Source organism: Candidatus Merdisoma sp. HCP28S3_D10 (assembly GCF_052065835.1).
GTDB lineage: Bacteria > Bacillota > Clostridia > Lachnospirales > Lachnospiraceae > Laedolimicola.
In genome coordinates this window covers 418,730-430,425 of the sequence record NZ_JBQHTG010000003.1, presented here as the reverse complement: position 1 = coordinate 430,425, position 11,696 = coordinate 418,730, and the positions used below count along the sequence as shown (strand labels likewise).

The following is an 11,696-nucleotide window of genomic DNA, read 5'->3' as shown; positions in this document are numbered from 1 at the left end:
CCCGTATTACTGTTAAAAGGTGTTCGTTCTTATTACTAAGAATCGAACTGTTCTTGAATTCATTCTCTTAGAATTTTCAAGGTTTACACTGTTCAGTTATCAAGGTTCGTTGTGCTCGCTCTTGCGAGTCAGTTTTGATATATTATCATGTTTGCAACCGATTGTCAAGTACTTTTTTCAACTTTTTTCGATTGTTTTTGATATTTTCAAAACTAAGCGGAGAAGAAGGGATTTGAACCCTTGCGCCGCTATTAACGACCTACTCCCTTTCCAGGGGAGCCCCTTCGGCCAGCTTGGGTACTTCTCCAAGATGCTCGATTTCTTCAAATCGAATATTATGTTGTCACCGCTGTATCAGTGGTAACTAACGGAGAGGGTGGGATTCGAACCCACGCGCCCTTTCGGACAAACGGTTTTCAAGACCGCCTCGTTATGACCACTTCGATACCTCTCCACACTCTGACGTGTTTTCCGCCCTTGCGTGGCGACAAAATGTATTTTATCATCACTAGTCGACAATGTCAACAACTTTTTTCAATTTTTTTATGTTTTCTTTACGAACCTATCTTTTGCCCTGCTTTCAGCAGACGGAACAGGCGCAAAGCAGCCTGATAATACAGGGTTTCCGCGTTGACAAAGGCAGTCTCGGCAGACATGAAACCATTTACCGTAGTTAATATAGAAAGAATTCCATGCTCATAAATCTGTTCCGCGCCTTCTCCCATGCCTCCCACCAGAGCTACTGCAGGAACCCTGCGGCGCAGACAGCGATCGCCCACTCCCTGTACCACTTTGCCATAACAGGACTGCCAGTCGGTACAGCCCTCCCCGGTTACTACCAGAGATACATCCTCCAGTCGGCTGTCAAACCCGATCAAATCCAGTACAGTCTCGATGCCGGAGCGAAGCTCTGCGCGAAGGAATACCAGCAGCGCCGCGCCCAATCCTCCTGCTGCTCCGGATCCCGGAATGGTATCCGGATTAATTCCATATGTTCGGATAAGGATATCCCGGTAATTCTCCATGCCGCGCTCAAGACGTTCCAATATCTCCGGCGTCCCGCCCTTCTGCGGGCCAAAGGTATAAGTAGCCCCATGTTCTCCACAGAGAGGATTCGTCACATCGCACATAACCGTAAAACGGGTATCCGCAAGCCGGCTGTCCAGTCCACTGTCATCTATTTCAGCCAGATGTTCCAGATCGGAACCATTTCCCATAAGTTCCCGACCCTCCCGGTCAAGGAAACGGATGCCCAGCGCGCGCATACAGCCCATACCGCCGTCATTGGTGGCGGATCCGCCGATGGCAATGGTGATATCACGAAAGCCTCTGTCCAGGGCGTCACGAATCAGTTCGCCGGTTCCGTAGGAGCTTGTATACAGGGGATTCTTCTTTTCCAATGGCACAAGGGCATAGCCGGAAGCAAGCGCCATCTCAATGATTGCCCTGTTCTCATCCAGCTTTCCATAATAAGCGGTTCGATTCTGCATGAGGGGATCCGAAACCTCGACATAGAGCTTTTCTCCCTGCACTGCTTTGATCACTGCATCCGCTGTTCCTTCCCCGCCGTCAGCCACCGGAATACCTTCGCAGCTGCAGGAGGGAAATACCTCTTTTGCGGCCCTGGTCAGAAGCCTTCCCGTATCTTCACTGGATAATGTTCCTTTGAATGAATCTGACGCAAACAGAAATTTCATCACTGTCCTGTTCTCCTGATTTTCCGAATATAAGTTTCCTTTGCTTCTACGAATACCCTATTTCTGATTATGCAAAAAGGTCGCGGCGATCTTCAGATCCTCCGGCGTGGTCAGCTTGATATTCTCGTAGGATCCTTCCACCAGCTTCACCTTTGTATCCGTAAATGCTTCCACAATCATGGCGTCATCCGTCACATCACTGCGGCCGCTCTGCTCCAGAGCCGCATAGGCCTTATAAGCCAGACGGAAATCAAATACCTGCGGGGTCTGCACATTCCATACTCGGCTGCGGGCCGGAGTTTCGGACACAAAACCATCGGCGTCGGCGATTTTGACCGTATCTTTACTGGGCATGCCGACTACGCAGGCATGATATGCTTCTACCGCGTCAAAGGCGCGGCGCAGAATTTCTTCATTTATAAAAGGGCGCACGCCGTCGTGAATGAATACAAAGCCATCCTTTTCTTCTTCACTCAGGCTTTTTTCAAGCGCTTTGAGGCCGTTCCAGACCGAAGCGTAGCGCTCATGACCGCCTGCCGCGACTGCACACACCTTATCAAAATGGTATTTCTCCACGATTTCTGATTGGACATAATCTATTTCTGTCTCGCCGGTTACAAGAAGAATCCGGTCGATCAATGGGGATTCCTGAAAAGTTCGGATGGAATAATAGACCACCGGATGGCCCAGAAGCTCCAGAAACTGCTTGTGGACGTCGCCGCCCATCCGTTTTCCCTGACCTGCTGCCAGGACAATGGCTGTACACGCTTTTCTTTTCATCTTTTGTTCTCCTGCCTACCGCTCGCCTAATTTCAGATTGGGAACCGCGTTCAAGTCAAGACCGTCCCGTTTTCCCGCAATAAATTCATAATAAGCTGCCGATCCAATCATTGCCGCGTTGTCCGTACAGAAAATCGGAGACGGATGATAAAATTCGATCTGGCGCTCCGCACACGCCTTCTCGAAGGCCGCACGAAGAGCGGAATTGGACGCCACGCCGCCGGCAATGGCAAATTTATTGAGGCCGCTTTCCTTCACTGCAATCATGGCATGCTCCACCAGTACGTCGCAGACTGCCTTCTGGAAAGAAGCCGCCACGTCGGCCCGGTTGATCTCTACGCCCTTCATCTGGCAGCCGTTCAGATAATTCAGTACGGCAGATTTCAGGCCGCTGAAGCTGAAATCATAAGGAGAATCCTCGAATTTCGGACGCGGAAACGCGATGGCATCCGGATTGCCCTCTTTGGAAATCTTATCAATCTTCGGACCGCCCGGATAACCCAGGCCAATGGCGCGGGCCACTTTATCAAAGGCCTCTCCGGCCGCGTCGTCACGGGTCCGTCCCAGAATCTCGTATTTTCCATAATCCCGCACAACGACCAGATGGGTATGTCCGCCGGATACCACCAGGCACACAAAGGGCGGCTCCAGATCCGGATTTTCGATATAATTGGCGGAAATATGTCCTTCAATATGATGTACGCCCACCAGCGGCAGCTTTTTTGCATAACTGATGGCTTTTGCCTCGGCCACGCCCACCAGCAGCGCGCCCACCAGCCCCGGACCATAGGTGACGCCGATGGCGTCCAGATCGTCCAGTGTCATATTTGCCGTAGTCAATGCTTCTTCAATGACCTGATTGATGCGCTCGATATGCTTCCGGGACGCGATCTCCGGAACCACGCCGCCGTACAGGGTGTGCAGATCTATCTGGGAGGAAATCACGTTGGACAGCACCTCCCGGCCATTTTTTACCACGGAAGCCGCTGTCTCATCACAGGAGCTCTCAATTCCCAATATATAGATATCTTTTTTTGTATTCATCGTCTCACTCATTTTTCTTCATCCTCAAAATCCAGCTCTGCGGATTTTCTGTCCTTTCCGGCTACTGCGCGCGGGAATATCTTGCGTACCTCGTCCATATATTCTTCCGGGCGTGTCAGCGACGGACTGTAATGGGTCAGCCACATCTCCTTCACATCTGCCTCTTTCGCAAGACGGGCTGCTTCGTAAAAGGTCATGTGCTTATTGGCGACTGCTTTCGCCTGCTTGTCCTTCTCGCCATACATACCCTCGCAGATAAAAAGATCCGCGTCCTTCGCATTTCTGGAAATGGACTCTGTAGGCCGGGTATCCGTACAATATACCAGCTTAATACCCTTCCGGGGCGCTCCCATAACCATATCCGGCGTATACACCGTTCCGTCTGCCTCGATGGTTTCCCCCTTCTGCAGACGATTCCAGAATTTTTTCGGAATGTTCAGGCTCTGAGCCTGCTCCAGATTGAATTTGCCCGCCCGCTTAATCTCAATGGAATAACCGTAACAGGTCACATTATGATTGACCCGGAATGCTTTGATGTGATAACCGTTCAGCTCCAGCTCCTCTTCCGCCTTTGTCAATTCGATAAATTCAATGGGAAAGGGAAGCTCCGGCGCGATGACGCGTAAGGCGTTGACCACCCGTTCCAGCCCCTTGGGTCCCACTAACGTCAGAGGTTCCGTCCGCTCCGCATTTCCCATGGTAAGCAGAAGCCCCGGCAGGCCGCTGATATGATCCCCGTGGAAATGGGTAAAGCAGATCACATCAATGGGCTTAAAGCTCCAGCCCTTTTCCTTTACCGCTATCTGCGTTCCCTCTCCGCAGTCTATCAGTACACTGCTTCCGTTATATCGCATCATCAGCGCTGTAAGCCAGCGATAGGGCAGCGGCATCATGCCTCCGCTTCCCAGTAAACATACATCTAACATTCCTGTCTCCTAATCTTCCTATCTTATAACCATTCGATCTGTTCTGTCCGCGTTACAGGGACTTTAAACTGCCCGGTAATGCGGTCATAACATGCCTCGCACAGGTCAAAGCTGTCCTGTTCTCCATCCTTTTCGGACGGATAGCCCCAGCTTTGCCGCACAGTGCAGACCCCCTCCATGGGAATACCGCCGCGCAGGGCAACAACTTTACCGCAGCAGTTGCAAATCAGTCTGGTTAAAATTCTTGTCTCTGTCGTCTTATACTCACGCATCTTATTCCTCCCGCCGCTTTCGCAGCCCTGTGTCATTCCGCCGCGCTATCCTCTGGCGCGCGACCGGACTCTACGTTTTTATTTTACGTGAATATTCTACCTAATCCGTTTTTTTCTGCCTAGTGGAAATAGCTGTCAATCTTATGTCAACCTTTTACCATAATCACAGCGTCCTCTACCGGCTGCTCATAAAAGCCCTTCCGGATTCCCACCCGGGTAAAGCCGCTCCGTTCATACAGATGAATGGCCGGTTCATTGCCGGCGCGCACCTCCAGGATATAGCGCTCCAGCCCCCGTTCCTTTCCGTAGGAACCTAATTTTTCCAGAAGCTTTCCGGCAATTCCCTGCCCACGCAGCTCCTTCTTTACCGCCACGTTGGTGATTTCCCCTTCTTCAAAGCTCTGATAGCAGACGCAGTAGCCTACAATCTGGCCGTCCTTTACCGCTGTCAGCAGAATCGTGTGGGGCAGTCCCAGGCTTTCCCGGAAGGCTTCCTCTGACCAGGGCGGAGCGATCGCTTCCCGCTCAATAGCCGCTACCTCTGCCAGATCTGCTTCCTCCATAAGGCGGATTTCCGGCTCGCTCATGCCTGCTCTCCTGACGCCTGCGTTTTCTGCTCTCTTTTCAATCTCTCCTGCTCTGCGCGTTCCCGCTCTGCCTGGGACAGGCGCAGATAATCCGGGCGATGCTCTGCCGCTGTCTCTGTCTTTCCGGCGCGGACATAAGAAACCGCGAGCATGGCTACCGCCGCTGCCCGCTGCTTATTCACATGGGCCGGGGCGAAGGAAAAGGCGACTCCCTTCATAAGCTCGTCCGTTAATACCTGACGGAACACCGGTACACCGTCACCCAGGAAAATCACGTCTCTTCCAAGTTTACATAACTTTTCCGCAATTTCTTCAATGCCGACTGCCATCTGAGGCTCCAGTGCCACCAGTTCCTCACCCTGAAATTCATAAATGCCGGTGTAGACCTGATTTCTGCGGGCGTCCATCAGCGGGCAGATGATTTTGTCTGTTCCATATAAATTATAAGCCAGGGCGTCTACCGTAGGAATGTGTACCAACGGCTTGTCCAATGCCAGCCCCAGTCCCTTGGCTGTGGCAGAACCGATGCGTAAGCCTGTAAAGGATCCGGGACCTCCTGCCACTGCGATGGCGTCAATACTGCCCAGATCCAGCTCAATCATTTTCGCAATCTCATCCAGCATGGGAAGCAGCGTCTGGGAATGGGTCTTTTTATAATTGACCGTGTACTCCGCAAGGAGATTGCTGTTCACTCCGTCGTCCTCTACCACCGCTACGGACGCTACCAGTCCGGAGCTGTCCAGTCCTAATATCTTCATCTTATTCTCTCTCCTCCAGGGTTATTTTTCGGTAATCAAAGCCCTTCTCCAAATCCTTCTCTATCCGGATCGCCGTATGCTTTTTGGGAATCAGCTCTTCAATCAGCTCCGCCCACTCAATCAGGCAGACGCCGTCCCCATAAAAATAATCCTCATAACCAATCTCATCCATTTCTTCTATATCACCGATCCGGTATACGTCAAAATGATAAAACGGAAGGCGTCCTTCCTCATACTCCTGCACAATCGTGAACGTAGGGCTGTTCACATGCTCGGTGACGCCCAGTCCCTTTGCAAAGCCCTGGGTAAATACGGTCTTGCCCACGCCCAGGTCTCCGGTCAAGGTGTAGACGGTTCCGGGAAGGGCTTCCCGGCCCAGCTTTTCACCAAGAGCTCTGGTGTCTGTTTCTGAAAATGTCTCTGTGATCATGTTTTTACCTCGTCATAAAATCTATCCGGGGAGTTTCCATCTAAAACTCCCTCACGCAATAAAGAGCCCCGCAGATACTGCGAGGCTCTGTTTTTTGCCGTTTCTGCGGCTTTATTATAGCATTTCCCTTTTACACTGTCCAGTTATTCCGCATCCGCCTAATGCTTTTTCAGAATTGGGCTGATGTGCTTGTAAAGCAGCATGGTGATAGCGGAAACCACAATTCCCTTCAGGATATTAAAGGGTACCACCGCGAAGAATACCAAGGTCCAGACACTCTGGATATGACTATTGATCGCGGTTCCCATTCCGATGATAGCTTCCATGGGCATTCCGAAAAGCTCTGAGAATTTCGGCAGCAGATAAAGGGCGTTGAATCCGCTTCCAAAAATTGTCATTACCAGTGTACCCACCGCCAGGCCTGCGATCGCCATTTTCCGGTTCTTTTTTATGTAATAGAGAATAGACGCCGGAAGCACCAGGCTGCAACCCACTACAAAATTAGCGAAATCTCCTACAAAGGCTGTGGTGGTTCCCTTGAGCACCAGCTTTAAGAGCACCTTACAGAGCTCGGTCGCTACACCTGCCACCGGTCCCATGGCAAAGGCACAGATCAGTACCGGGATCTCACTGAAGTCCAGCTCATAGAAGCTGGGAGCGAACCACAGGGGCAGCTCAAAGAGCATCAGTACTGCCGCAATTGCGGAAAATACGCCGACCAATGCCACACGGCGGGCCGGGGAATTGGTCCGGGGCATGGAGTTTTTCTTGCGAAGAGCTTTCTCCGTCACGCTGGCCACCACAAAAATAGCCACTGCAATCAGCAGGCAGACTCCCAGAAACGCTACGTTGTCCTTTACACTTTGCATCAGATTTAACATGTTACAGATTCTCCTTTTCTGAATAAAAATTAGAAAGGATAATTCTTCGAAAAAAAGCCCTGAGCACAACCGCACTCAGGGCAAAAAAAGCAAAGCAAATAAAACTACGCTCTGTTTTTCTTCTCTCATCCAGACTTTACTGTCGGTATCGGAATCTCACCGATTCGGCCATACGCCTTACAGACACACGGCTCGCGGACTTTACCGCCGGTCGGGAATTGCACCCTGCCCTGAAGAATTAACCATATTCTGATGAGTATTATAATCCCGTCCGAAAAAAAGCGCAAGTGTTTTTTGTATAATCCTTCCGGTTTCCGCACACCCTGTTTCTATGATGAAAAGGATAAGAAACAGATTTATTTTATGCGGCCTTCTGGGCTGGTGTCTGGAAATCTTCTGGACAGGTTTAAAATCACTGCAGCGGCGCCAGATGAAGCTCATGGGCCATTCCTCCATCTGGATGTTCCCGATTTACGGCATGGCCTTTCTGCTTGCGCCTCTCTCCAGACATCTCCGCGGGAGAAGTATCTGGTTTCGCGGCTGTGTCTATACCGGCGCTATTTTTCTGACGGAGTATGTGAGCGGGAGCCTCCTGAAAAAGCTGGGCGTATGTCCCTGGGATTACAGCCGCGCAAAATGGAATGTGAACGGCGTCATAAGGCTTGATTACGCTCCGGTCTGGTTTCTGACCGGTCTGCTCTATGAGAAGCTGCTGAACAAATCTCCAACTCTTTAGGCCCTTTCTTACCTCTCGTACTTTTCTTCACAGTACTTGCAGCGGTATACCTCTTTGCGCGGATCCGTCAGGACAAAAACCTGATCCAGCTCCTGCTCGATAGAAGTAATGCAGCGGGGATTCTTACATTTTACAATATTCCGGATCTCCTTCGGAAGGAACAGGGTTTTCTTCTCTGTTACCTTCTCATTCTCTACAATATTAACCGTAATGTTGTGATCGATAAAGCCCAGCACATCCATGTCAATGTAATCGATGGGACACTCGATCTTCATCAGGTCTTTCTTTCCCATCTTTTCACTGCGGGCATTCTTGATAATCGCCACGGTGCAGTCCAGCTTGTCCAGGTTCAGATACTTGTAAATTTCCATGCTCTTGCCCGCCTGGATATGATCCAGTACAAAGCCTTCTGAAATACGTCCTACACTTAACATTGACATGATACATTCACCTCCAGTAATGTGAGAATCAGCGCCATTCTGACATAGACACCATACTGTACCTGTTTGAAATACGCGGCTCTCGGATCGTTATCCACTTCCACAGAAATCTCATTGACTCTGGGCAGCGGATGCAGAACCAGCATATCCGGCTTCGCCAGATCCATTTTCGCCTTATTTAAAATATAGAAGTCTTTCAGACGAACGTAATCCTCTTCGTTGAAGAAACGCTCTCTCTGTACACGGGTCATGTACAGCAGATCCAGGTCGCCAATCACATCTTCCAGGCGCTCTACCTCCTGGTATTTTTTACCATTGGCGTCCAGCACCTCCTCACGGATATAGCTGGGAATCCGAAGCTCCTCCGGGGAAATAAATACAAAATTAATGTTCTCATAGCGGACCAGCGCTTTCACCAGGGAATGTACGGTACGACCGAATTTCAGGTCGCCGCAGAGGCCGATGGTCAGATGATCCAGACGTCCCTTCAGGGAACGGATGGTCATTAAATCTGTAAGAGTCTGTGTCGGATGCTGATGACCGCCATCACCTGCGTTAATCACCGGAATACCGGAAACTGCAGACGCAACCATCGGAGCTCCCTCTTTCGGGTGCCGCATTGCACATATATCAGCATAACAGGAAATCATACGAATTGTATCAGAAACACTTTCTCCTTTGGATGCGGAACTGGATGCCGCACTGGAAAACCCTAAGACCTGACCGCCTAAATGGATCATTGCAGATTCAAAACTAAGTCTTGTTCTTGTACTCGGTTCATAAAACAAGGTCGCCAGAACTTTTCCGTCACAGGCGTGCGCGTATTTTGCAGGATTCTTCTCGATGTCGCTGGCAAGATCCAAAATCTGTGCCACTTCATCCACAGAAAAATCCAGCGGGCTCATAAGATGTCTCATACTAACCTCCCACTTGGCTTTGTTAATTTTTGTCTCGTAATATATTACATCAAACCCTTCCAGATTTCAACAAATATCTTTTGCAAATTCTGAGTTTTTCCAGTATACTTTTATTTAGGAGCGGTTTCATTACTAATGCCGCAAAATTACTGCAGAAATTCAGATTCTAGGGCATGCGGAAGGTTGTTTTCCGTTTTGCCGGAAAGAGAGGCATGTATTATGGAATTTAAAGAAAAAAAGCGTTGGGTATTTTTAGGTCTCCCCTTTACTTTTACAACCTATACCATTACAGAAGAGATTGTTACCATCGATCAGGGTCTTCTGAACCGCAAGGAGGATGACTGCTATATGTACAAGATTCAGGATGTAACTCTGACCTCCAGCCTGTTTGAACGTATCGCAGGGCTTGGCACTGTCATCTGCAATACCGGTGATGTGACTCATCCGAAGCTGGAACTTGCCCATATCAAAAACGCCCGGGCTATCAAGGATTTTATCCTGCAGCAGTCTGAGGACCAAAGAATGAAGCGGCGTACCCTCAATACTCAGAATATCGGCGCTATGCCGGATCATGACGATTTCCATAATTGCCATGATTTCCACGACGACTGCGATCTGCCGCATATGCACTAATTAAATACAGACGAAAGCCAGAAAAACGGCGGGCCGATCGGAAAAAACTTTCCTAAAAAGGGACTAATTATCCCCGAACGTGGAAAATCTTTTCCGACCGGCCCGCCGTTTTTGTTCAGGCAAAGCGATAAGCCGGGTTATGTCGTTGGATGTTCATCTATCTAGTCCTGTCGTCACCGACAGGCTCAAGCGACCCACCTGAGACACCCGGGCCGGGTTATGTCTCGTTTCGGTCTTGCTCCGGACGGGGTTTACATGGCTCCGCCTGTTACCAGACGGACGGTAGTCTCTTACACTGCCTTTCCACCCTTACGCCGGCAATAAACCCAGGATACCTGGGATTGCTGACGCGGTATCTCTCTGTTGCACTGTCCCTGGAGTTGCCTCCGCCGGACGTTATCCGGCGTCCTGCCCTGTGGAGCCCGGACTTTCCTCACTTGGCACCTTTCGGCCTGCCAGCCGCGAACATCTGCTTTACCTGCGTGTTTCAGTATAACACGGGGATTTTTCCCATGCAAGTACCGATTTCCGCTGTCACGCTATTTTTCTCCAAAGTTTCTTGACGGACAACCTAATTTCCACTATGATGAGAAAAAAAGAATTCTGCAAATCAGAGTTTATGCTGTTTCAGACAGTACCTGGATAAAAAGGAGGCACATAATGACAAAAGAAGAACTGACGAAACGCCTTGGAAACGAAACACTGATTCTCGACGGAGCGACGGGATCCAATCTGATGAAAGCCGGTATGCCAAAGGGCATCTGCACCGAACAATGGGTAGCCGAGCATCCGAATACAATCATTGAACTGCAGAAAGCCTATGCGGAGGCAGGTTCTGACATCGTCTATGCCCCCACCTTTATGGCTAATCCCATCAGTCTCGCCACCCACGGACTGGAGGCTGAGACAGAGCGCCTGAATCATACTCTGGTGGGTCTGTCCCGGAAGGCAGTCGGCAATCAGGTTCTGGTGGCCGGAGATCTGACTACCACCGGAAAGCTGATGGAACCCCTGGGACCTATGAAATATGAAGATCTGTTTGAGTCCTATAAAGAACAGATTTCCTATCTGGCTGACGCAGGCGTCGATCTTCTGGTAGCAGAAACTATGCTGGCCTCCAATGAAACCCTGGTTATCCTGGATGCGGCCCAGGCAGTCTGTGATCTGCCGGTGCTCTGCTCCCTGACCATGGAAGCTGACGGCAGCCTGTTCTTCGGAGGTAATGTATTTGATGCCGTAGAGGAGCTGGAAGCCATGGGCGCTTTCGCCGTAGGCTGTAACTGCTCCACCGGTCCGGATCAGCTGGAGTCTGTCATCGCCGGTATCCGCCAGAGAGTGTCCATTCCGGTTATCGCCAAACCCAACGCGGGAATGCCCACCATCTCTCCGGAAACCGGAGAAGCTGTTTACAGCATGGCTCCAGACGAATTTGCCAGAAGTATGCTGAGGCTTCGAGACGCAGGCGCTTCCTTCCTTGGCGGCTGCTGTGGCACAACGCCGGAATTCATCCAGGAATTAAAGAAGGCTCTTTCTTAGGGAAGCATATAAGAAAACCCGGCGAATTGCCGGGTTTTCCTGATTCTATTCTATTTTTA

14 protein-coding genes, 2 tRNA genes, 1 other RNA gene and 1 riboswitch are annotated in these 11,696 nt (G+C 50.3%); of the genes, 3 read left to right on the top strand and 14 right to left on the bottom strand.

Annotated features, from left to right (window positions below; all coding sequences use genetic code 11):
• Positions 1-217: 217 nt before the first annotated feature.
• From ACTNCH_RS10315 to ACTNCH_RS10265, 11 genes are all read right to left on the bottom strand, one after another.
• Positions 218-307 (bottom strand) — tRNA-Ser (locus tag ACTNCH_RS10315).
• A gap of 61 nt (positions 308-368) precedes the next feature.
• Positions 369-454, bottom strand: a tRNA-Ser gene (locus ACTNCH_RS10310).
• Between the two features lie 100 nt (positions 455-554).
• Entirely contained in the window at positions 555-1,697 is a 1,143-nt protein-coding gene (locus ACTNCH_RS10305; protein WP_441019380.1) for a glycerate kinase family protein, read from the bottom strand.
• Between the two features lie 57 nt (positions 1,698-1,754).
• A complete protein-coding gene (ispD, locus tag ACTNCH_RS10300; RefSeq protein WP_441019378.1) occupies positions 1,755-2,477 on the bottom strand; it encodes a 2-C-methyl-D-erythritol 4-phosphate cytidylyltransferase in 723 nt (240 codons plus the stop codon).
• Between the two features lie 15 nt (positions 2,478-2,492).
• The gene (tsaD, locus tag ACTNCH_RS10295) at positions 2,493-3,533 is read right to left on the bottom strand and encodes a tRNA (adenosine(37)-N6)-threonylcarbamoyltransferase complex transferase subunit TsaD (protein WP_441019377.1); all 1,041 of its coding nucleotides are present in this window, start codon (positions 3,531-3,533) and stop codon (positions 2,493-2,495) included.
• Complete coding sequence (locus ACTNCH_RS10290) at positions 3,530-4,447, bottom strand: ribonuclease Z (protein ID WP_441019376.1); 918 nt, start codon at positions 4,445-4,447, stop codon at positions 3,530-3,532. Before ACTNCH_RS10290 ends, tsaD begins: the two co-directional genes overlap by 4 nt.
• A gap of 23 nt (positions 4,448-4,470) precedes the next feature.
• A complete protein-coding gene (locus ACTNCH_RS10285) occupies positions 4,471-4,719 on the bottom strand; it encodes a hypothetical protein (RefSeq protein ID WP_441019375.1) in 249 nt (82 codons plus the stop codon).
• 146 nt (positions 4,720-4,865) lie between these two features.
• On the bottom strand, positions 4,866-5,306 hold the full coding sequence (gene rimI / locus ACTNCH_RS10280; RefSeq protein ID WP_441019374.1) for a ribosomal protein S18-alanine N-acetyltransferase: 441 nt from the start codon (positions 5,304-5,306) through the stop codon (positions 4,866-4,868).
• On the bottom strand, positions 5,303-6,064 hold the full coding sequence (gene tsaB, locus ACTNCH_RS10275; RefSeq protein WP_441019373.1) for a tRNA (adenosine(37)-N6)-threonylcarbamoyltransferase complex dimerization subunit type 1 TsaB: 762 nt from the start codon (positions 6,062-6,064) through the stop codon (positions 5,303-5,305). Before tsaB ends, rimI begins: the two co-directional genes overlap by 4 nt.
• 1 nt (position 6,065) lies before the next feature.
• On the bottom strand, positions 6,066-6,494 hold the full coding sequence (gene tsaE, locus ACTNCH_RS10270; protein ID WP_158364642.1) for a tRNA (adenosine(37)-N6)-threonylcarbamoyltransferase complex ATPase subunit type 1 TsaE: 429 nt from the start codon (positions 6,492-6,494) through the stop codon (positions 6,066-6,068).
• Positions 6,495-6,652: 158 nt separating this feature from the next.
• The gene (locus tag ACTNCH_RS10265; RefSeq protein ID WP_441019372.1) at positions 6,653-7,375 is read right to left on the bottom strand and encodes an ECF transporter S component; all 723 of its coding nucleotides are present in this window, start codon (positions 7,373-7,375) and stop codon (positions 6,653-6,655) included.
• Positions 7,376-7,488: 113 nt separating this feature from the next.
• Positions 7,489-7,617: riboswitch (FMN riboswitch) on the bottom strand.
• Positions 7,618-7,706: 89 nt separating this feature from the next.
• Between ACTNCH_RS10265 and ACTNCH_RS10260 the strand changes: the two genes are divergently transcribed.
• Complete coding sequence (locus tag ACTNCH_RS10260; RefSeq protein ID WP_441019371.1) at positions 7,707-8,111, top strand: putative ABC transporter permease; 405 nt, start codon at positions 7,707-7,709, stop codon at positions 8,109-8,111.
• 8 nt (positions 8,112-8,119) lie between these two features.
• Here ACTNCH_RS10260 and ACTNCH_RS10255 read toward each other — a convergent pair whose 3' ends face one another.
• Both ACTNCH_RS10255 and pyrB read right to left on the bottom strand, forming a co-directional pair.
• Positions 8,120-8,551, bottom strand: coding sequence for an aspartate carbamoyltransferase regulatory subunit (locus tag ACTNCH_RS10255; RefSeq protein WP_441019370.1), 432 nt, complete (start codon positions 8,549-8,551; stop codon positions 8,120-8,122).
• Positions 8,539-9,468, bottom strand: coding sequence for an aspartate carbamoyltransferase (gene pyrB, locus ACTNCH_RS10250; protein ID WP_441019369.1), 930 nt, complete (start codon positions 9,466-9,468; stop codon positions 8,539-8,541). Before pyrB ends, ACTNCH_RS10255 begins: the two co-directional genes overlap by 13 nt.
• Positions 9,469-9,687: 219 nt before the next feature.
• On the opposite strand from pyrB, the gene ACTNCH_RS10245 reads away from it, so the two are divergent.
• Positions 9,688-10,101, top strand: coding sequence for a PH domain-containing protein (locus tag ACTNCH_RS10245; RefSeq protein WP_441019368.1), 414 nt, complete (start codon positions 9,688-9,690; stop codon positions 10,099-10,101).
• A 112-nt stretch (positions 10,102-10,213) separates the two neighbouring features.
• Here ACTNCH_RS10245 and rnpB read toward each other — a convergent pair.
• An RNA gene (rnpB, locus tag ACTNCH_RS10240) (RNase P RNA component class A) lies at positions 10,214-10,582 on the bottom strand.
• Positions 10,583-10,761: 179 nt separating this feature from the next.
• Between rnpB and ACTNCH_RS10235 the strand changes: the two genes are divergently transcribed.
• Entirely contained in the window at positions 10,762-11,637 is an 876-nt protein-coding gene (locus ACTNCH_RS10235) for a homocysteine S-methyltransferase family protein (protein WP_441019367.1), read from the top strand.
• Positions 11,638-11,696 lie beyond the last annotated feature (59 nt).